The 22,180-nt window shown below is 35.3% G+C and carries 20 protein-coding genes; 15 read left to right on the plus strand and 5 right to left on the minus strand.

Going from position 1 to position 22,180, the window contains the following annotated elements:
• Positions 1 to 6 precede the first annotated feature (6 nt).
• From COE53_RS09300 to COE53_RS09310, 3 genes are read left to right on the plus strand one after another with little or no spacing between them, the layout of a single operon-like run.
• Positions 7 to 1,143, plus strand: coding sequence for a zinc-dependent alcohol dehydrogenase (locus tag COE53_RS09300; RefSeq protein WP_069032684.1), 1,137 nt, complete (start codon positions 7 to 9; stop codon positions 1,141 to 1,143).
• Positions 1,144 to 1,159: 16 nt separating this feature from the next.
• Positions 1,160 to 1,354, plus strand: coding sequence for a hypothetical protein (locus COE53_RS09305; protein ID WP_069032685.1), 195 nt, complete (start codon positions 1,160 to 1,162; stop codon positions 1,352 to 1,354).
• 18 nt (positions 1,355 to 1,372) lie between these two features.
• Positions 1,373 to 1,672 (plus strand): spore coat protein, encoded by a 300-nt coding sequence (locus COE53_RS09310; protein ID WP_069032686.1) that lies wholly within the window; start codon positions 1,373 to 1,375, stop codon positions 1,670 to 1,672.
• 137 nt (positions 1,673 to 1,809) lie between these two features.
• Here COE53_RS09310 and COE53_RS09315 read toward each other — a convergent pair whose 3' ends face one another.
• Both COE53_RS09315 and COE53_RS09320 read right to left on the minus strand, forming a co-directional pair.
• Positions 1,810 to 2,907: an L-dopachrome tautomerase-related protein gene (locus COE53_RS09315; protein ID WP_091024688.1), complete on the minus strand. Its 1,098-nt coding sequence runs from the start codon at positions 2,905 to 2,907 to the stop codon at positions 1,810 to 1,812.
• A gap of 191 nt (positions 2,908 to 3,098) precedes the next feature.
• Positions 3,099 to 3,884, minus strand: coding sequence for an alpha/beta fold hydrolase (locus tag COE53_RS09320; protein ID WP_069032688.1), 786 nt, complete (start codon positions 3,882 to 3,884; stop codon positions 3,099 to 3,101).
• 564 nt (positions 3,885 to 4,448) lie between these two features.
• Between COE53_RS09320 and nfsA the strand changes: the two genes are divergently transcribed.
• Positions 4,449 to 5,198 carry an oxygen-insensitive NADPH nitroreductase gene (gene nfsA / locus COE53_RS09325; RefSeq protein WP_069032689.1) on the plus strand — a complete coding sequence of 250 codons (750 nt, stop codon included), beginning with the start codon at positions 4,449 to 4,451 and terminating at the stop codon, positions 5,196 to 5,198.
• A 197-nt stretch (positions 5,199 to 5,395) separates the two neighbouring features.
• On the opposite strand, the gene COE53_RS09330 is transcribed toward nfsA, so the two are convergent.
• The 3 genes from COE53_RS09330 to COE53_RS09340 form a co-directional block, all read right to left on the minus strand.
• Positions 5,396 to 5,662, minus strand: a complete 267-nt coding sequence (locus COE53_RS09330) for a zinc ribbon domain-containing protein (protein ID WP_069032788.1) — start codon at positions 5,660 to 5,662, stop codon at positions 5,396 to 5,398.
• Positions 5,663 to 6,023: 361 nt separating this feature from the next.
• Positions 6,024 to 6,323, minus strand: a complete 300-nt coding sequence (locus COE53_RS09335; RefSeq protein ID WP_069032690.1) for a hypothetical protein — start codon at positions 6,321 to 6,323, stop codon at positions 6,024 to 6,026.
• A gap of 122 nt (positions 6,324 to 6,445) precedes the next feature.
• Entirely contained in the window at positions 6,446 to 8,287 is a 1,842-nt protein-coding gene (locus COE53_RS09340) for a terpene cyclase/mutase family protein (RefSeq protein WP_069032691.1), read from the minus strand.
• A gap of 398 nt (positions 8,288 to 8,685) precedes the next feature.
• On the opposite strand from COE53_RS09340, the gene COE53_RS09345 reads away from it, so the two are divergent.
• The 11 genes from COE53_RS09345 to COE53_RS09395 all read left to right on the plus strand — a co-directional run bounded on the left by COE53_RS09345 (position 8,686) and on the right by COE53_RS09395 (position 22,179).
• Positions 8,686 to 10,020, plus strand: coding sequence for an aspartate aminotransferase family protein (locus COE53_RS09345; protein ID WP_084006772.1), 1,335 nt, complete (start codon positions 8,686 to 8,688; stop codon positions 10,018 to 10,020).
• Complete coding sequence (locus COE53_RS09350) at positions 10,017 to 10,715, plus strand: CoA transferase subunit A (RefSeq protein ID WP_069032692.1); 699 nt, start codon at positions 10,017 to 10,019, stop codon at positions 10,713 to 10,715. The genes COE53_RS09345 and COE53_RS09350 overlap by 4 nt, the downstream gene beginning before the upstream one ends.
• A complete protein-coding gene (locus COE53_RS09355) occupies positions 10,700 to 11,362 on the plus strand; it encodes a 3-oxoacid CoA-transferase subunit B (RefSeq protein ID WP_069032693.1) in 663 nt (220 codons plus the stop codon). Before COE53_RS09350 ends, COE53_RS09355 begins: the two co-directional genes overlap by 16 nt.
• 15 nt (positions 11,363 to 11,377) lie before the next feature.
• Entirely contained in the window at positions 11,378 to 12,691 is a 1,314-nt protein-coding gene (locus tag COE53_RS09360; RefSeq protein ID WP_069032694.1) for a peptidase, read from the plus strand.
• Entirely contained in the window at positions 12,669 to 13,532 is an 864-nt protein-coding gene (gene ablB, locus COE53_RS09365; RefSeq protein ID WP_069032695.1) for a putative beta-lysine N-acetyltransferase, read from the plus strand. Before COE53_RS09360 ends, ablB begins: the two co-directional genes overlap by 23 nt.
• Before the next feature lie 65 nt (positions 13,533 to 13,597).
• Complete coding sequence (locus tag COE53_RS09370) at positions 13,598 to 14,986, plus strand: sigma-54 interaction domain-containing protein (protein ID WP_098947882.1); 1,389 nt, start codon at positions 13,598 to 13,600, stop codon at positions 14,984 to 14,986.
• Positions 14,987 to 15,240: 254 nt separating this feature from the next.
• Positions 15,241 to 16,671 (plus strand): lysine 2,3-aminomutase, encoded by a 1,431-nt coding sequence (kamA, locus tag COE53_RS09375; RefSeq protein ID WP_069032697.1) that lies wholly within the window; start codon positions 15,241 to 15,243, stop codon positions 16,669 to 16,671.
• Positions 16,671 to 16,949, plus strand: coding sequence for a YokU family protein (locus COE53_RS09380; protein ID WP_069032790.1), 279 nt, complete (start codon positions 16,671 to 16,673; stop codon positions 16,947 to 16,949). The genes kamA and COE53_RS09380 overlap by 1 nt, the downstream gene beginning before the upstream one ends.
• Before the next feature lie 184 nt (positions 16,950 to 17,133).
• Positions 17,134 to 18,561, plus strand: a complete 1,428-nt coding sequence (locus tag COE53_RS09385) for an amino acid permease (protein ID WP_069032791.1) — start codon at positions 17,134 to 17,136, stop codon at positions 18,559 to 18,561.
• A 514-nt stretch (positions 18,562 to 19,075) separates the two neighbouring features.
• Positions 19,076 to 19,909, plus strand: a complete 834-nt coding sequence (gene licT / locus COE53_RS09390; RefSeq protein WP_069032698.1) for a BglG family transcription antiterminator LicT — start codon at positions 19,076 to 19,078, stop codon at positions 19,907 to 19,909.
• A gap of 407 nt (positions 19,910 to 20,316) precedes the next feature.
• A complete protein-coding gene (locus COE53_RS09395; protein WP_069032699.1) occupies positions 20,317 to 22,179 on the plus strand; it encodes a beta-glucoside-specific PTS transporter subunit IIABC in 1,863 nt (620 codons plus the stop codon).
• Position 22,180: the final 1 nt, after the last annotated feature.

Raw genomic sequence — 22,180 nt, forward strand, 5'->3', positions numbered from 1 at the left:
TAACCAATGAAGGCAGTAACTTATCAAGGTATTAAAAATGTAGAAGTGAAAGAAGTTCCAGATCCGAAGATTGAAAAACCAGATGACATGATTATAAAAGTAACAAGTACAGCTATTTGTGGGTCTGATCTTCACCTAATTCATGGCATGATTCCTAACCTGCAGGAAAATTATATTATAGGCCATGAACCGATGGGAATCGTAGAAGAAATAGGCCCAGGTGTGACTAACCTAAAAAAGGGAGATCGAGTAATTATCCCTTTTAATATAGCGTGCGGTGAATGCCATTACTGTAAAACAAATTTGGAAAGCCAATGTGATAATTCTAATGATAATGGTGATATGGGTGCCTATTTCGGATATTCTGGTACGACGGGTGGCTATCCAGGTGGGCAAGCCGAATATTTAAGAGTTCCATTTGCCAACTTTACCCATTTCAAAATTCCAGAGTCTTGTGAAGAACCAGATGAAAAGTTAGCAGTTATTGCCGATGCGATGACTACTGGTTTTTGGAGTGTTGACAATGCAGGCGTAAAGGGTGGAGATACAGTTATTGTTCTTGGCTGTGGTCCAGTTGGTCTTTTTGCTCAAAAATTTTGTTGGCTAAAAGGAGCGAAGCGTGTCATTGCCGTAGATTATGTAGACTATCGTTTGCAACACGCCAAACGTACCAACAAAGTGGAGATTGTAAATTTCGAACACTTTGAAAATGTAGGAATGCATTTGAAAGAAATAACAAAGGGCGGCGCTGATGTTGTCATAGATGCAGTTGGAATGGACGGTAAAATGACTGATTTAGAGTTCCTGGCAAGCGGATTGAAACTTCATGGTGGAGCATTAGGTGCGTTTATCACGGCTACACAAGCAGTTCGTAAAGGCGGGACAATTCAAGTTACTGGTGTTTACGGTGGGAAATATAATGGATTCCCAATGGGAGATATTATGAACCGAAACGTCAATATTCGATCCGGACAAGCACCTGTGATTCATTATATGCCATATATGTTTGAATTAGTGACGACCGGGAAAATTGACCCAGGTGATGTCGTAAGTCACGTACTGCCACTTAGTGAAGCAAAGCGTGGCTATGAGATTTTTGACACAAAAATGGATAATTGTATAAAAGTCCTGTTGAAACCTTGAGGAAGGAGGTATAAAAATGAACTACGCCTTACATGAAGTTCTTGAGGTCCATGAGATAGCTGCATTTAAGACCACTTGTTTAACAAAATCCAAAACGATGAAAGCGTTAGTCACAGATCAGCTATTAAAAGATATTATGCAGCAAGACATTGATCTATCTACTAGACAATTACAAGAATATGCTTCAATCCTTTCCAACGCTAAGAAGTAAATTAGGAGATGAATAAACATGAATCCAATTATTGAAACTTTAACTGGCATGGACGCAATAACGGATCAAGTGGTTGCAATGGATCTACTCATTTCAGCTAAAAGTGGTATTAGAAATTATGCCATGGCAGTTACAGAGGCAGGAACACCGGAAATTAAAGAAATTCTCACTCGCCATTTAGAAGAAGCTCTTAATATGCATGAACAAATATCCACATATATGGCAGAAAAAGGATGGTACCATGCATGGGATACAAACGAACAGATCAGCTTAGATTTAAATAATATCAATACAGCATTGAACTTACCGACATTATAAAAAGTTTCCAGGAACAGTTAAACACTTACCAAATAAACTGTTCCTATTTTTCATTTTGTGTTTATTTAGCAGAAGTAAATACAATTAATACTTCATGTTTACTCGTGCTTGTTTTACAAATTAATTCACTATTTTTATTATGAAAATGTCGGAGCAGGGAATTCATCAATTTTGATACGAAGTAAACTATAAGGTTTTTGTCGTAAGTCTTCTCCATAATGAAATCTAGGCTGTCGATGTAACTGGTTTACAATGAAATACAAATATTGATCCGGACCTATTGAAAAAGTATCTGGCCACAAAATTCTCGGATCATGTGCGATAGTTTCCATTATTCCATTTGGAAATATCTTACGGATACAGTTGTTTTCATAATCTCCAGCATAAACAGTTCCCTTTGCATCTGTGATCATTCCATCAGATGCACCTTTTTCTCCCCAATGCCTCACATGATAAGATATATCCATGTCCGGTATCGTTCTGTCTCTCAGGGTTTCTGTTGAAATCGAGAACAAGTGACGACTGGTTAGTGGAGCAAAAAATAATATCTTTCCATCGGGAGAAATGGCAAGACTATCAGAAGCCAATCTAAATGGAGAAGTTGAACCGTCTTTGTTTCGATTCATTAAAATTTGACCTTCTACTTTCGGTAAAAAATAGGGATCAGGTGAAGTTGAATTTGCCCCATTTAACCGTCTAAACGCGTTTCCATTTGATAAATCTACGACGATAATAGCTCCTGGTCCTCTTGAAGATGAATCCGTTATATAAGCATAACCTGCTTTTCCAACACGAAAATCAAAGCGGACATCATTCAGATAAGTTGTAGGCAGTACAACCTCTTCTGTAAAGGTATATACTTTACTAATTGTATTAGTTTCTAAATCTACAGCGACTAATTTTGCCCCTCCTTTAATTGGTTCAGAAAAATTGGGTGCCGCTGTATCTAATATCCAAAGTGTTCCCCTTCCATCAGCAACTACACTTTGGACACTGATGAAAGTCATTGTGATATTCTCGGGGTTAACCAAATTGGCTTGTAAATTAGGATAAGGCTGCAATTTATTTTCTACAATTTCCCCCACCGTAAATTTAACATCGTCTCCCCATTTCGGAAAGCAAATGAAAATACGACCGGTTTCTGAAACAGTAACACCTGTAGGCATAGCTCCATAAAAAGCATAAACTAGTTCTAAATTACCGAAATATTTTTCACTAGGTAACATAGGTTTCATAATATCCTCCTCAAGCATTCAAACGGGATATCACCTATATATGATTTATATTTTTTCTAGTGCATGTTTCTTAATAAGTTTTTCTATACGAAAAGATGATTGAATTGATTGTTTTCGAAATTTAATAAGTCTGTCAGAAAATTCGATTAACGACACTCGAGCTACTTTCAAACTTGGATTAATAATTTTTATTATCTAATAAATTGGTTTAATAGTTGATTAAATTTATCCCGTTCTTCCCAAAATGAACCATGACCACTGTTTTGAAATGGGACAAGTTGTGAATTTCTTATTTTTTGATTAACTTCCTGAGCTTGCGAAAATGGAATCACATTGTCGTGTATTCCGTGAACGATTAAGGTTGGAACCGATATTTTCGGCAGGTCATCATATACATTCTCATCCCTTAGCATAACTACGATTGCAGCAGTTGACCAACCTGCTGCCTGTAAACCCAATTGAAAAAACCAGTCTGAGTATGGATTTGTTATATACTGAAAGAAAAAGGTTTCTGTTATTTCCCGCATCAGCTTTGGCCGGTCATTTAATGCTTGATTAAGCATTTGATTAGCATGATCTTTATTCGCAAAACCAACGGGAGCTGCAGCGTCTATAAGAACAAGATTAGATACTCCGTAGCTGTTGTGTCGAGCCATGTATCTAATTGCTATTGCTCCTCCTGTAGAATGCCCAGCAAGTATAAAGTTATTTAATTGAAGTACGTCGATCACATTGCGAATATCGTCTGCCAGTCGGTCCAGTGTGTACCCGTGAAATGGCTTATCCGAATTACCAAAACCTCTCCAGTCTATTCCTATACAACGGTATCCAAATGAGGGCAGAACATTAAACTGATATTCAAATTGTTTATGGCTTAATGGCCAACCATGTAAAAATACTATAGTCTTGCTCCCCCCAGGATTTATATCCTCCACATATAAATTCACACCTTGATCTACATTAACGTAGTATCCCACGTGGTTACCTCCAAAATTGTTAAAGTAGTTTAAAATATAAATTACTCACTTTAGTAATTTTATATGATTAATTTTTGAGAATAAATTTTAAGTATATTTCGTCACAATCTTTCTATTGAGAACCAAACTGTTATTAAAAAATGTAGTTTGGGACAGATTAGTTATTATAATTATTGATTAAAGTTTGAGGTATAGTTTAATACTGGGGTGATTATGAATATCCAACTAACAAGGAAGAAAGCTACCTATTACTGTTTTAATCTTATTAATCACAGTAAACAGTGTTTTTGCATAACCCCACAAGACTACTAATTTATAAAGAAAAAGTATTTATTGAAACTGTAGATCAATTTTATGAAGCATTAAGGAAGGAGTTATCCTGCTCATCAGAATTTTTACAGAAAACATCTAGAGTTTTACAAAAGACATAAGAATACAAATGGAAGAAATACCTGATGCATCAGTAAATATTAGAAAAAAGTTACTGTTTAATGATGGTCGAAAGATTTAAATAGATAACTTAACTTAATAATCATTTTCAAATCAGAAAGGAAGTATTATTCCATGAATGATGTTATATCGACAATAATTGAACACCGTTCTATCCGTTATTTTGAGGATAAGCCTCTATCGGATGAACAAATAAAAACGATTGTTTCTTGTGCTCAATCAGCCGCAACTTCTAGTTATATGCAGGCATACTCAATCATCGGTGTAAAAGATAAACTCTGTAAGAAAAAGTTAGCTGAGCTAGCTGGTAACCAGGAGTATGTTGAGAAAAATGGTCACTTTTTCGTATTTTGCGCCGATCTTTACCGCCATTCCGTTATAGGAGAAAATGAAAAGAAAAATGTCCTTCCATCAATAGAAAGCACTGAGAATTTTATGGTTGCATTGATCGATGCATCTTTAGCTGCACAAAATGCTGCAATTGCAGCAGAATCCATGGGGCTGGGAATTTGTTATATTGGAGGAATCCGAAATAACCTTGAAGAAGTGAAAACATTGTTAAAAACGCCTGAGCGAGTTTTACCTTTGTTTGGAATTGCAGTGGGATATCCGAAACAAATTACAGACCACAAACCGAGATTGCCGTTCGAACATATTTACCATGAGAACGAATATCAGCAAGATAAAGAAGTCTATGTAAAGCAGTTACAAGAGTTCGATGAAGTAGTCTCAAGTTATTATGAACAAAGAACCGGCGGTAAAAGAAAAGACCGATGGACAGAACAAATGGCAGTTATGCTTGAAAGACCAAACAGAGTGTATATGAAAGACTTTGTGCAAATAAATAAACTGGATCTCAAATAGAAAAGGCAAAAAATCCTTCCTTTATGGAAGGATTTTTGCAGAGTGTTGAAATATAAAATGGTCAATAGGGAAAACGGACATTAAATGAACATTTAATAATGATGAAATTATCATTTTTTTGGATGTTCTTTTAATGGTTTTAAATGTTAATATGTTTACTCATTTAAGAAACGAAATATTAGTCACCCAATTATTTACTATTTTACTCTATCCCATCGTTCAAGCTTATGAATATTTCTAGTAAAAAGCGTTGCGATAAACTTAGGCATACCAAATTCCACGATCTTTTGTTTCACTCTAGCTTTCATTTCATCAACGGTAAGATTAGGTAAAGTGAATTCACCGTTCATGTAGCAATGACTACAATATTTTTCACTTTTCGTTCCATTTCTTTCTGTCCCACTGCCAAGCTCATCTTTTGCTAATGGCATTCCGCAGCTTTGACAATTCTTATATTTTTTCATTTTAACTTTTCCTTTCACGTATGCTAGCTTGTTCCTTTTTCAAAAGTCTCTACTCCTTTTGGAAAATTATACTTTGAATAGATTTAAAAATGAAAGAGGTAATATAATTTAAAATTTAGATTTCAAAATTCCCTTAATTGAGCAATAGCTTTATTCCAAAATATGGTCCAATTACTGAGAAAGCTAATACCGCTTATTCAACTAAATTGCCATTAGTTGAATAAAGAAACTATCGTATATTCATATTTTTGTATAAAATCATCCACACAAAGAGGCCTATAAAATTCCCCTTATTAATTCAAAAGAGGAAGCTTATAGGCCTTTTATATAAAAAATATTAAAAATTACAGTATGCAATTAATTAAAACCAAGAACGTCTTCTACTGCTTTTTATCATATTCCACATTTCTCTTTGGTGATCAGGATCTTGTGGGTTTACGTCACAATTCATTAGCCATTGAGCTGCGTTTTCGCGTTGTTCCGGAGTGATTGATACACTACAGCAATCCGATAGTCTATCAATCATATGGCATGCACCTTCTCGGCTTTTTAAATCATTTTTACGGTATGATCGAAGAATACTATAAATGCGTGGAAACTTGCGAGGATCACAAATTTTACCACAAAATTCTCTCATTAAGCTTGGGTCAAGATTTCCCATAAAGCCACTCCTTTATTGTTTAAACCATTAACTAAAATGACATGCACACAAATATTTTTTCAACAATGTATTATATGCCGTTAAAGAAAATAGGGACGAGGCGTTTAACTAGAAATCATAAATTAGTCACTTGTCTTATACTTTTTTAGATAATGACTTAATGTCAATAAGGGCCAAATATAACGGTAGCTATGGTAATTTATATAAAAATGACCTGGTAATCCTCCACCTGTCGGATAGGTCAATCGCTTATCATGGATATTTAACCAGTTTAAAATGTTTGATATTCCATCGTCAATTTCACTAGTAGGATAATCGTTGATTGAAATGAGCGTATCCACAACCCATGATGTATGAACAATTGTCGAATAAGAAAGAGGGATATACTTTCTTTCTATATCGCTTTTACAAGACTCACCCCAGCCACCATCTTCGTTTTTTATATTGAGTAACCAGTTATTAGCTTTTTGAATGCTAGGGTGATTTGAGGGGATACCGACCGATTTCATACCAGTAATAGCGGCCCATGTTCCATAAATATATGAAATCCCCCAACGACCGTACCATGAACCATCTTCGTGTTGATGATGGATTAACCAATTAACTCCATCATCAATTCTTGGATGAACTTTATTTAATTTTAATTTAGATCCTAGAAATTCGATTGTTCTTCCAGTCAAATCTGCTGTAGATGGATCAACAGCAGTATCAACAAAATTTTGGATAGGAAAGATGAGTTTTAAGTACTTGCTACTGTTTTTTTCAAATGAGGCCCATCCGCCGTCCTTATTTTGCATATCCAATAACCATTTCACCCCAGCGTTCCAAGACTTTCGATAACCATCATCTATTAAAGAGAAATCAGTTGTTGCTCTTAAGACTGCTTGTGTATCATCTACATCCGGATTTTGAGTATTACTTTCCGTAAAACCCCATCCTCCTAAACAAATCCTATGATCTTTCTCGACTACCGTATGTTGGAGGGAGACTAAGTAGTTAGAAGCGGACTCAATCACTTTATCAGTTATTGGCACACCTGCTTCCTGCAATGCATAACTAGTAAGTGCTGTATCCCATATTGTCGAAGGGGAATTTTGGATATGAAGGGAATCTTCCAATTCAAATAGGAAAGATTTTATACCTAAAATAGCATTTTGAATGACGGGAGAAGTAGCTTGATAACCTAATGAAAGAAGTGCATAAATTCCAATAAAAGTAGCGCTGGCATAACTAGATAATGTTCCATCTCCTTCAATATTTTGAAGAATATATTGCTCGGCCTTCTTAATAGCCATTTTGGATAAAGTTTTTTTGAAAGGTATTTTAAAATATGGGAAATTCCGCTTTTTGTTCATCGCTTTAAATTTATTGTTTGTAAATAAATGTTGTATAGTAGGTGTCCATTTATTTTTAATCGTAAATTTTTTATGTCCTAATATTAAAAGTGGAGCAAAGTGGAATCGAACATAAGAACTAAATTTAAAGAAGGAGAAAGGAAGAAACTTTGGTAAATTCATCAAAAGGAGAGGGACTGGAAAAAATCTAGGCCATGGATACAATTCATGTAAGGCAAGCATAAATTTAGTGGAGACGTGTACACTCTCTAATCCCCCATTTTGACGAATGAACGTTTCTGCTTTCTTCATTTTTTTATCAGTAGTTTCTATATAACCCGAGAAAAGCAATGCAGTGTAAGCTTCTACAGTTACCGATAAATTTCCTGAGTCATCATCAAAAAGTTTCCACGCCCCACTGTCGTCTTGCTTTATTAATAAACGATTTACCAGCTTCTTAATTAGTTCTTCATCATGGCATTCAATCGTTCTTAAAATAATAATCATATAGGCATCTGTCATAGGACCGCTCTCGAAGCAATATCTCCATGATCCATCATCACTCTGATCCAATTTAATTTTATCTATTAGACTATCTATCTCAGCTCTAACTTTCTCCGATAAATCCATTTTTGATCTTCACCGCCAACTGATTGTGATACATATTTTTTCTCGTTAAAAATTATAAATTGGCAGCAGGGAATCTTACTCGACGTGGTTGCCAATTTTAGGAGTTAAGTATAAGTGCAACTACGCTTCTGACTTAACCAAAAAGGATCATCAGTCGACGAGTTTTCTTTTATATAGATATGTATATGGCCATCAATTGGGGCGGGCAACTATCTGTACAAATCTTTAGTTAAGAAGTAAAAACAGCTAATTAATTTTTAGTTACAGAGATTAAGTGAAAAAAATAAAAAGGAAGTATCTCAGAAAGCAAGAATACTAAAAAATACCCTCTATTTAAATTTCCAATATTTAGTAGTGTGGCTTTTTGCGTTTTACATCAGGAAGGATGGGGATAAAAAGTGGAAAGAGATTATTTAATTAAACCATTACTTGGCCAGCATTATCCTATGATTTCTCATGGAAAGGGTGTGTACCTATATGATCAAGATGGTAATAGGTACATTGATGGTTCATCCGGAGCAATTACTGTGGGAATTGGTCATGGGGTTGAAGAAATCATTGATGTTATGACTGAACAAGCAAAACAAGTTTCTTTTGTTTATCGTTCACAGTTTACGAGTGAACCTGCTGAGAAGCTAGCAAAGAAGCTGAGTGATATCACTCAAGGTGATTTAAATTGGACGTTCTTTGTTAATAGTGGTACTGAAGCAACAGAAACTGCTATGAAACTAGCGATACAGCATTACCAAGAAAAGGGAATGAAGGGGAAGAATAAAATCCTCTCACGTTGGATGAGTTACCATGGCATAACAATTGGAGCTTTATCTATGTCTGGTCACCCTTTAAGACGTCAAAGATTTGTACCAATTCTGGAGGATTACCCTTCAGTTTCACCACCATATTGCTATCGATGTCCTTTCAACTTAGAACATCCATCTTGTGATTTAGCGTGTGCATCTGAATTAGAAACAGCCATTGATCGAATTGGCCCTGAACATATTGCTGCATTTATTGCTGAACCAATTATCGGTGCTGCAGGCGGTGCGATTGTACCATCTAAAGGTTATTACCAAAGAATTAAAGCTATTTGTGAAAAGTACGATATTTTACTGATTGCAGACGAGGTTATGACTGGTCTTGGACGTACTGGGAAAATGTTTGCAATGGAGCATTGGGGTGTTCAGCCTGATATCGTTACGCTAGGAAAAGGATTAACATCTGGCTATACACCAATGGCTGCAATGATTGCTAGTGATCGAGTTATGGAACCGATTATGCAAGGTTCAAAACTTGTTATGAGTGGACATACTTTTAGTGCTAACCCACTATCAGCTGCTGTTTCATTAGCCGTAATTGAGTATGTTGAGAAACATAATTTAGTACAAGCCGCAGAAGAAAAAGGTAATTATCTGTTGAATAAGCTCCAAGGATTAAAAGAGAAATTTCCATTCATTGGAGATGTTAGAGGAAAAGGTTTGTTAATCGGCATTGAATTTATTCACGGTATTAAATCAAGTTCCTTTATTCAAAAAGTAATGAGTAAGGGGCTACTTTTATACCCTTCTGTTGCTGGAAAAAACGGAAAAGAAGATTCAGCTTTCATGATTGCGCCACCTTTAACGATTACATATGGGGAAATGGATGAATTGCTTCAAATTCTTACAGATGGTTTAAAGGAATTGGAAATGGAACAATCCCATCTTACTTTTACAGCTAAGGGGGAAACAGTATGAATTTAGTTGAAAATACTTATAAAAAAATAGCAACTATAGAACAAATTCTTCAATTTTTTCATGATGACATGACACTAATGGTTGGAGGATTTGGAGGAGTCGGTTCACCGCCAACTTTACTTCAAGCATTATTTGATAGTGGAGTTAAGGATCTTCACTTAATTAGCAATGATACTGGATTTCCGGATATTGGTATCGGAAGGATGGTAAGGAATGAAAGAATCAAATCAATTGTGACATCTCATATAGGATCGAATCCGTTTGCCGGAAAATTAATGACGGAAGGAAAGCTCAAAGTAGAATTTTCTCCGCAGGGTACTTTAGCAGAGCGTATCCGTGCTGGAGGAATGGGACTTGGAGGAGTTTTAGTAGATGTAGGTCTTGATAGTATGACAGAAGACGGTAAAGAGAAAGTGTTTGTAAAAGGTAAACAATTTCTAGTTGAAGAAGCTCTTAAAGCAGAAGTTAGTATTATTTTTGCAAAGAAAGCTGATCCATTTGGAAACTTGGTTTTTGACAAGAGTGCAAGGAATATGAATCCTCATATGGCTATGGCAGGAGATATTACGATTGTAGAAGCGGAAGAAATCGTTCCACTTGGCTCGTTGAATCCTGAGGAAATCGTAACTCCAGGTGTGTTTGTTGATTACATAATTTCATCAGAAGGAGTGAACTGGAAATGGGCATGGGAATAGACTTTCGTCAAAAAATTGCGATGCGAGCTGCTAAGGAAATAAAAAACGGAATGATCGTAAATTTAGGAATTGGAATTCCATCCATTGTTCCCGATTACTTACCAGAAGATGTACATGTTATGTTCCATGCGGAAAATGGTGTTATGGGAATTGGACCGAGTCCCGAAAAAGGGAAAGAGGATGAAAATTTATGTAATGCAGGTGGTTTCCCAATCACTGTTTTAAAAGGTTCTAGCTATTTTGATAGTGCTACTGCTTTTGGCATTATACGAAGAGGTTTACTAGATTTAACGGTTCTAGGGGCATTACAAGTTAGTGAAAAAGGAGATTTAGCAAACTGGATTGTACCTGGAAAGCGTGTACCAGGAATAGGTGGAGCAATGGATTTAGCTCAAAAGGCTAAGAGAGTAATAGTCGTTATGAATCATACCGACAAAGCTGGGAATCCAAAAATTGTGAAAGAATGTAGTTTGCCATTAACTTCTAAGTCTTGTGTTGATTTAATCATAACGGAAATGGCTGTCATTGAAGTAGTCGATGATACTTTAGTGCTTAAAGAACTAATGAGTCCATATACTGTAGAGGATGTAATTGAAAAGACTGGTGCGAAACTAGAAATTAGTACGGATTTAAAAATGTTTATATAGAAAAGGGTGAAGAGGATGAGTCATTACAAAAAAGTTATTCAAGATTATATAAGCAATCATAAAGATAAAACAGTTGATCTTCTTAAACAGCTAGTAATGGAAAATAGTGTGTCTGGTAATGAGAGTAAGGCACAAGCAATTGTCCTTGAAAAACTAAGAGAACTTGATTTGGATTTAGACGTATGGGAACCAGATCTAAAAGAAATGAAAGAGCATCCTTATTTTATTTCAACAAGAGACAGTTTTACTGGTAGTCCTAATATTGTCGCTACGCTTAAAGGAACGAGCGGAGGAAAGTCTATGATCCTAAATGGACATATAGATGTTGTTCCAGAAGGAAATATTCAGCAATGGACATACGCTCCTTACAGTGCAACAGTTGTAGATAACAAGCTTTATGGGCGTGGAGCAACTGATATGAAGGGCGGAAATGTTGCGCTAATTTTAGCAATAGAAGCAATAAAACGAAGTGGTATTACACTAAAAGGAAATGTTTATTTTCAAAGTGTAATCGAGGAAGAGAGTGGTGGTGCTGGTACACTTGCTACTATATTGCGAGGATACTCAGCTGATGGTGTTATTATACCTGAACCAACAAATATGAAATTTTTCATTAAGCAGCAAGGATCAATGTGGTTCCGTCTCAAAGTAAAAGGTAAGGTAGCACATGGAGGTACTCGTTACGAAGGTGTAAGCGCTATTGAAAAAAGCGTACTTATCATTCAACAAATCCAAAAACTTGAGCAATTACGAAATGAACGAATAGCTGATCCGTTATATGATGGAGTACCGATTCCAATTCCAATCAATATTGGAACAATTCACGGTGGAACATGGCCATCTTCTGTATCTGATTTAGTGACTTTAGAAGGAAGATTCGGAGTTGCGCCAAATGAGAGATTAGAAGATGCGAAAATAGAATTTGAGAATTGGATAGATAATATTAAAAATCTTGATGATTGGTTCGTAGAAAATCCTGTAGAAGTAGAGTGGTTTGGAGCAAGATGGGTTCCTGGTACTGTTGAAGCTGATAGTGAATTAGTACAAACTTTGCAACAAAACTATCTTGAAACAATGAAACAAAACCCAGTAGTTGAAGCTGCACCATGGGGAACTGATGGAGGATTATTTACACAAATTTTAAATATTCCAATGATTGTTTTTGGACCAGGAGAGACAAAAGTAGCTCACTACCCAGATGAATTTATTGATTTAGATCAAATGTTTTTAGCTGCAGAAATCATTGCCTGTACATTAATTGACTGGTGTGGAGTTGAGGGCCAACAACATGAAGGTGAGGGAGCATATGAAAACGAAAAAGTATTATGAAACAATTAAAGTTCAACAGGAAAACTATTATTTCGAAGGTGCTTTAGATTATTTTAATGAGCGAATTCGAGTTGATTTTTACTTAGGGAATGTATCACTACTAATTGAGAGAATAGAAAAATTAGCAAAAGAAAACAAATTTACTAAGCTAATTATTAAAGCAAGAAGTGAACATTTATATTCCTTCTTACAATCAGGATATATGATTGAATCTGCACTGAAAGGCTATTTTCAAGGTAGTGATGGCTTTTTCGTTACGAAATATGCTAGCCAGGATAGAAGAAATAGTCTTTATTGGGACGCTGGAGATGACATTTTAGATGCTGTTTTAAAGAGTGATCGATCAAAAGAAAAGGTAATTCCGAACGATTATGTTTTACGAAGAGCTGAAAAAAATGACTCAACTAAACTTGCTAAATTATATGGTCAAGTTTTTAAGGTATATCCTACACCTTTAAATGAATCCGCCTATGTTGAAAAGACGATGGATGAAGGGACTATTTATTGGGTTTATGAGAAAGATGGAAATATTGTAAGCGCAGCATCTGCTGAAGTGGACTTCAGTCAAAGAAATGCTGAGCTAACAAATTGTGCAACACTTGAAGAGCATCGTAAGCATGGATTGATGAAGGAGCTAATGAAGAAGTTAGAACAGGATTTAGTAAGCCAATCAGTTTATTGCTCTTATACGATCGCGCGAGCATTATCATATGGAATGAATGCAGCCTTTCATCAATTAGGGTATAAGTACACTGGAAGAATGACAAACAACTGCTATATCTTTGATAAATTAGAAGATATGAACGTATGGGTGAAAGATCTTTCAAAAATAGTCTTTTAATGTCAAACTGCCGAAAATTGAGCGTCAAATCGCCAAGTTTTCGGCAGTGAAAGGATGGTTATGAAATGAACGCAACAATTCCAACTAATGAAATGATTAGTGCCATATTAAATAGTATCGATGAATCAATTCACGCAGTCGACAAAAATGGAATGACTATATTTTATAATCAAGTTGCGGCTGACCATGACGGTGTTTCAGTTGAGGAGGTTCTGGGAAAGCATGTACTAGAAGCTTTCCCTTCTTTAACGAAAGAAACAAGTACCTTATTGAAAGTACTAGAAACAAAACAAGCGATTATTCAACAGCCTCAACGCTATGAAAATATTAAAGGCCAATTTATTGATACTGTTAACACGACAATTCCGATCATTTTGGATGATCAATTGATCGGTGCGGTTGAAATTGCAAAGGATTATTCTACAATTAAATCGCTTGGTGAGAAGGTATTAGACTTACAAGCGAGGATTAAAACGCAAGTAAAAAAAGGAAAAGCTAAACAAGTTCACTCATATACGATCACAGATATATTAACAAATGACCCTGCTTTAATGGCCGTAAAAAATCAAGTTGAAAAGGTAGCAAATGCAGACTCTGCAGTACTGGTAGTTGGTGAAACTGGAACTGGAAAAGAACTTTTTGTCCAGTCAATTCACCATAGTTCAAATAGAAGTGAAAGCCCTTTTATTGCTCAAAACTGTGCTGCTTTACCAGAATCATTACTGGAAAGTATACTATTTGGTACGACAAAAGGTAGTTATACGGGAGCGATTGATCGAGCAGGGTTATTTGAACTTGCCGATGGTGGAAGCTTGTTTTTAGATGAACTAAATTCGATGCCATTAGAGCTTCAAGCCAAGCTACTAAGAGTACTAGAGGATGGAGTTGTTCGCCGAATAGGTGATCAAAAGACTCGTAAAGTTAATGTAAGAGTAATCGCTGCAATTAATGAATCACCTTTAGATTGCGTTCAAAACGGTATTATGCGACCGGATTTGTATTATCGTTTGAATGTGTTTTCTTTGTTCATACCTCCGTTAAGAGAAAGGAATTATGATATCGAGCTGCTCACGTCTCATTTTGTTGAGCAATTCAATGAACGTTTTTCAAAGAATATCCGAAATGTAGAACATACTGTATTTGAGTTATTCCATCAGTATAATTGGCCTGGTAATGTTCGGGAACTAAAGCATACGATTGAGCATGCTATGATTATGGTAGAAGGTCATACTCTTACAGTCAAACATCTACCGATTCAACTACAACAAATTAAGAAAAGTACTGAAACAAAAGGAGTTCAGCCTTTACGTTCGGCAATGCAGGAAATGGAAATTTCACTCATTAAACAAGCTTTACTACAAACGAATTCTAATATTCAACAAGCTTCAGCACTACTTGAAATACCTAGGCAAACTCTTCAATATAAGATTCAAAAGTTAAATATCGTAGTATAAACAACAATTTAATCTTCTAAAAAATTTAGTTTTAGCACTTCATTCAATAGCCAAGCCGCCTAATTTTAGGCGGTTTTATTATTTTTAATTCCTCTTAGGAAGATACCAACTTAAGATTTTAGCTTTAAAAAATAAAAAAACAGGCTAAATAGTTTGAATTTTCTATATTTGTGGCGTTTTTATTAAATAATTGTAAATTTTTGGCACGGCTCTTGCTATATATTAAAACAAACAGTTTGAAAGGGGATGTAAGTATGGTAAATGCAGTCTATGCTCCAAAAAGACATTGGAAAGAAGTTGAATTATGGAAAGATGTAACAGATGAACAATGGAATGATTGGGTTTGGCAACTTACAAACACCATCAAATCATTGGATGAGTTAAAGCAAGTAATTAATCTCACGCCAGACGAAGAAGATGGGGTACGAATTGCGACAAAAACAATTCCACTAAACATTACCCCATATTATGCATCGTTAATGAATCCGGATGACCCACGTTGTCCAGTTCGTATGCAATCAGTACCAATCTCTGCGGAGATTCATAAAACTAAGTATGATTTAGAGGACCCACTTCATGAGGATGAAGATTCTCCTGTACCAGGTTTAACACATCGTTATCCAGATCGTGTCCTATTTTTAGTAACAAATCAATGCTCAATGTACTGTCGTTACTGTACTAGACGTCGTTTCTCAGGACAAATTGGAATGGGAGTGCCAAAGAAACAGCTTGATGCTGCTATTAATTACATTAGCAAAAATCCTCAAGTACGAGATGTACTTATTTCAGGTGGAGACGGTCTTTTAATTAACGATAATATTTTAGAGTATATTTTAAAAAATTTACGTGATATTCCACATGTGGAAATTATCCGTATTGGTACAAGGGCACCTGTAGTATTCCCGCAACGTATTACTGAAAATCTTTGTAATATCTTAAAAAAATATCATCCGGTTTGGTTAAATACTCACTTTAATACTTCAATTGAAATTACAGAGGAATCGAAACGAGCTTGCGAAATGCTTGCAAATGCTGGTGTACCATTAGGAAACCAAGCCGTAATCTTAGCTGGAATTAACGACAGTGTACCAATTATGAAAAAGCTAATGCATGATTTAGTTAAAATTCGTGTTCGTCCATATTATATTTATCAATGTGATTTATCAGAAGGAATTGGTCACTTCCGTGCGCCTGTTTCAAAAGGTTTAGAAATTATGGAAGGATTACGCGGCCATACTTCTGGATATGCAGTACCAACATTTGTAGTAGACGCACCGGGTGGTGGAGGAAAAATTTCTCTTCAACCAAATTACTTAATTTCGCAAAGTGCTGATAAAGTTGTTCTTCGTAATTTTGAAGGTGTAATTACTACTTATCCAGAACCACAAAACTACGTACCAGGAAGAGCAGAAGCATACTTTAAAGAAATTTATCCTAATATGGATGAAAAACGTTCCAATGCAGGAATCGCTGGATTAATGAATGAAACAAAATTCAATCTTGTACCAGAAGGTTTACAACGTATGGAAGTTCGTAAAACATATGCAACAAACCCAGAGCATGCTTCTTTAAAAGATAAGCGCGATAAACGCGACGAATTAAAAGAAAAGAAATTCCAAGCACAGCTTACAAAAATCCAAGTTAGTGAAAAGCTAGTAGGAAGTGCACAAGGAGACACTGAATGATGAAATGTCAGTGGTGCGAATCAGCTAACATAGTTGAATCAACAAATACAGTCTACTGGGAACTTCCTGATGGTACGAAGGCAATTGAGATTAAAGAAACACCATGTATCATTTGCTTAGATTGTAAAATAACATATCAAACAGATGATACTGTTAGTGCAATTGAGGAGCAATTATATTTAATTGACACGAAGCTGCTTGGTAAATCGACTTCATATAATGGGTTGATCGAGCAACAAAGATTATTAAAGAGGAATTATTTCGACTTTTCCAAATAAGAAATGAGAAGCGACCATTCGCTTCTCATTTTCTCTAATGTTCAAACTTTTCCTAAACCCGCCAATGGACGTTTAAAAAAAGCAGAAAATTATCGAATCCAAAAAACGACTGAAAAGGAGTATTTTAATGAAAAATACGGTAAACACAATAACAGTCATTGATTCTGAGAGTCATATTCCTTCCATGCCTCAAGAGTTGAAGCGTGGATTAAAACCTCGCCATATTACAATGATTTCACTAGGAGGAACAATTGGAACAGGTCTATTTTTGGCAAGTGGAGGAGCAATCCATAATGCAGGGCCAGGTGGTGTTCTAGCAGCTTACATAGCTATTGGAATAATGGTGTACTTTTTAATGACAAGCCTTGCTGAGATGGCTACATATATGCCAGTTGCAGGATCTTTTAGTACATACGCAACAAAATTCGTTGACCCTGCACTTGGTTTTGCACTTGGCTGGAATTACTGGTATAACTGGGCAATTACGATAGCAGCTGAATTAGCCGCAGTTACAATGGTTATGAAATTCTGGTTGCCACATACATCCTCACTCTTATGGAGTTCATTATTTTTAGCTATTATCTTTCTGTTAAACTATCTGTCTGTTAAAGGGTTTGGGGAATCTGAATACTGGTTTTCTATTATAAAAGTTGTTACAGTAATCATTTTTTTAATTTCGGGATTTTTAATGATTTTTGGAATTATTGGTGGAGATGCAGTAGGGTTTAAAAACTTTACAGTTGGTGATGCTCCGTTTCATGGAGGATTCATGGCGACACTTGGCATTTTTATGGCAGCTGGATTTTCTTTCCAAGGTACTGAGTTATTAGGGGTAGCTGCTGGGGAGAGTGAGGAACCAGAGCGAAATATTCCTCGTGCGGCTCGCCAAATCTTTTGGCGTATTTTATTATTTTACGTATTATCCATATTTGTAATAGGTCTGTTAATACCATATACAAATCATAATCTAGCAAGTGGAGATGTAGCTGTTAGTCCATTTACGCTAGTTTTTGATAAAGCTGGCATTGCATTTGCAGCGTCTGTAATGAATGCAGTAATCTTAACGGCAGTTTTATCAGCTGGAAACTCTGGAATGTATGCTTCAGCTCGAATGCTGTGGGATATGGCTCGCCAAGGGAAAGCTCCAAAAGCATTAGGTAGGTTAAATAAAAGGGGTGTACCTGTTAATGCATTAATCATTACAGCGGCAGTCGGTACATTAGCATTTTTAGCTTCTCTATTTGGCGACGGAGTTGTTTACGTTTGGTTACTTAATGCTTCAGGTATGTCTGGTTTTATTGCTTGGCTTGGAATAGCAATTTGTCATTACCGATTCCGTAAAGCATACGTAGCACAAGGAAAGGATTTAAATGACCTACCGTATAAAGCGAAATGGTTCCCGTTCGGACCAATATTTGCTTTTGTACTATGTGGGGTCGTTATTCTTGGACAAAACTATTCAGCATTTATGGGCAAAGCAATTGACTGGAACGGTGTACTTGTTTCATATATAGGGCTGCCATTATTCCTTATTTTATGGATTGGATATAAACTAATAAAAAGAACAAAAATTGTTCAGCTTAATGAGTGTGATTTGGAGAATGAAGCGTGAATGACATATTTTAATTGATAAAAAGATCTAACTTTTAATTGAATCGTAATTGTTTGGAGATGTAATTCGTATGAGAATTAGCATCTCTTTTTTTATCTGAAAATTCATTATATTTTATAATTTAAATTGCTGATATAGATTTTTTAGCAGACACCAGAGAGTACTCAGTCGTTCATCCAACTGAAGAATTTGGAATAAACTAGCAGAGCAAAATAGTAAAAAGTACACTGGTCTTTATGTATGTATAGCAATCCTATACTCTTACAGAATCAAAAAATAAAAATATCTTGTTAATAAATATGATATTTTTTATAATTATCTGTATCTTATAAGTAAAAGGATTGTTACTGCAATGCAGGCAAAACCTAGATGATTAATGTCTTAATGTTAGACATTGGTTATTTAGGTTTTTTTTACCTATAGATGTAGTAAAATTGACCTGTAAAAAAAGAAGCTTTAGTATAGAAAGAATAAATGGTATCGCAAATAATCCTTCGCAAGAGAGGTGAAATAGATGATCATCCATAAAGTGATTAATAACAATGTAGTAAGCGTTTTGAATGAGCAAAATAAAGAAATGGTTGTTATGGGGAGAGGGCTAGCCTTTAAGAAAAAACCAGGTGATCCTGTTGATGAGCAACTGATTGAAAAGGTTTTCAAGTTGGATAACAAGGATTTATCGGAGCATTTTAAGAAGCTGCTTGAAGAAATTCCTTTACAATATATGGAACTGTCAGATGAAATTATCCGCTTTGCAAAAGAGACATTGGGAAAAAAATTAAGTGAAAGTATTTATGTGTCTCTGACAGATCATATTCATTTTGCCTTATATAGACAGAAAAATGGACTCGAAATCAAGAACCCGTTACTTTGGGAAGTAAAACGACTGTATAAGGAAGAATTTTCGGTTGGTAAACATGCTTTAAATATTATTGAGCAAAAAACAGGGATCCGTTTACCTGAGGATGAAGCAGGTTTTATTGCTTTGCATGTAGTAAACGCGGAATTGAATGAGGAAATGACGAATATTGTAAATATTACAAAGTTCATTCAAGAAATATTAACTATTGTAAAATATCATTTTAAAATTGAGTTTGATGAGGAATCTTTAAACTATTATCGATTTGTCACACATCTTAAATTTTTTGCTCAAAGGATTTTTAGTAAGACATATTTAAATAATGAGGAAGATTTTCTGTTCAATACAATAAAAGAGAAATATAAAGATGCCTCAATATGTACAGAAAAAATCAAAGATTTTGTTCTAAAAAAATATGAATATGAATTAAGTACAGAAGAAAAACTTTATCTAACAATTCATATTGCTCGCGTTGTTAATAGAAATTAATTTTTTGATGAAAGCGTTGACAATGTTAATTTACAGTGATAATATCAAATTATCAATTAAATACATCCGATTTTATAGGATTGTTACTGGTCGTGCAGGCAAAACCTAAATTGTCGTCTCTTATGTTTTTTAAGAGGTTGCAGTTTAGGTTTTTTGTTTTCTTGGGACACTTTTGATCCGGACGAAGGAAGTCAAGATAGGCCAGTTTACATATCGCTGTATTTAATTAAAATTAAATAACAAAATTCAGGATTGTTACTGGTCATGCAGGCAAAACCTAAATTACAAGAGTGTATGATGATTTTTCATGCTTCTGTAGTTTAGGTTTTTTTTATTTTACTAAAATAATAACTAGGAAGATGTTTTAATTATTTTTGGAATTTTCCATAATTTGAGGAGGGGTATTTATGGATTATAAACGAACTGCTAGTGAGATTATTGATTTAGTCGGTGGGGAAAAAAATATAACCAATTTAATTCATTGTATTACTAGGCTTCGATTTAATTTGAACGATGATAGCATAGCAGATAAAAACAAAGCTAAAATCGAAGCAATTGATGGTGTTATGGGAGTAAACAGAAGTGGCACTCAATTTCAAGTAATCATTGGAAACGATGTTGTAAAAGTATTTGATGAAATAAATAAAAGTGCCAATATTAATTCTAGTAATTCAGATGGTAATAAAAAAGCTAAAGGTAAAGGGATAGGAAGTATTTTTGATGTAATATCTGGAACATTTGCACCAATATTACCTGCAATCACTGGAGCGGGTATGATCAAAGCAATTCTTGCAATTCTTTTGACATTCCACTGGATTTCAGACAAAAGTCAAGCATATATCATAATGAATGCAATCGGAGACGGTGCATTCTACTTCATACCGTTCTTAGTTGCTTTTAGTGCAGCGAAAAAATTCGGTTCCAATCAATTTGTTGCAGTTTCAATCGCTGGTGCGATTATGCATCCGTCCATTACAGCTTTATTAAGTAGTGGCAAACCAGTTCATTTTATCGGACTTCCTGTAACGGCTGTAACATATGCTTCGTCCGTTATTCCAATCTTATTGGCAATTTGGATTGCATCTTATGTAGAAAAATGGACTGATCGTGTAACTCCGAGCATGGTTAAACTAATAATTGTACCGACTATTACTCTATTGGTAATGGTTCCGATCACTTTAATTGCTGTTGGTCCACTTGGTGTATTCATTGGTACTGGTCTTTCTAAAGGTGTTACGTTCCTATATGCTCATACAGGTATTTTTGCAGGGCTTCTGCTTGGAGGTACATTCTCTTTAATCGTTATGACTGGTATGCACTACGCGTTTCTTCCAATTGTAGTTGGAAACTTAAGCACAAAAGGATACGATACAATCCTTCCAGCAATGTTCATGGCTAATATGGGGCAAGCTGGAGCGGCTTTTGCAGTATTCTTAAAATCAAAAAATAAATCATTTAAATCATTAGCACTTTCAGTTAGTATGACAGCTTTAATGGGTGTAACAGAACCAGCGATGTATGGTGTAAATATGAGACTTAAAAAGCCATTCATTGGGGCTTTAGTAGGTGGAGCAATCGGTGGAGCTTACTATGCATTGATGGCCGTAAAACTATACGTTATTCCAAGTAACGCTGGTCTACCAGGAATTCCTTTCTTTATTGGTGAAACATTTGTTTATGCGTTGATCGGTTTACCGATTGCGTTTATCGCAGGTACAGTTGCTGCATACTTTATTGGCTTCGAGGATGTAAAAGTAAAAGAAGACAAAAAGGAAGAAAAAGTAGTAAATGAAGTAAAAAACGTTGATCAAAACCGTATTCAAGAAGTAGTAAGTCCTATAAAAGGAAAAGTTGTACCTTTAACTGATGTTAAGGATGCTACATTCTCAAGTGAAGCTTTAGGTAAAGGTATTGCCATCGAACCTCAAGAGGGAAAAGTTGTTTCTCCTGTAGATGGTGTTGTTACAACTTTATTTAGAACGAAGCACGCGATTGGCATTACATCTGAAAATGGAATTGAAATTCTAATTCACGTTGGAATGGACACAGTTAAATTAGATGGTGAATTTTTCACAGCACATATTAGCCAAGGTGACGTTGTGAAAGCTGGGGACTTACTAGTTGAATTTGATTTAGTAAAAATTAAAGAAGCAGGCTACGAGGTTACAACTCCTATCGTTATTACAAATAGTACTAATTATCTAGAAATTAATGCCGTAAATAAAGAAAACGTTAAAGAAAATGAAACACTTTTAACGATTTGTGGTTAAT

This window comes from Bacillus sp. AFS029533 (assembly GCF_002585125.1).
Lineage (GTDB): Bacteria > Bacillota > Bacilli > Bacillales > Bacillaceae_G > Gottfriedia > Gottfriedia luciferensis_B.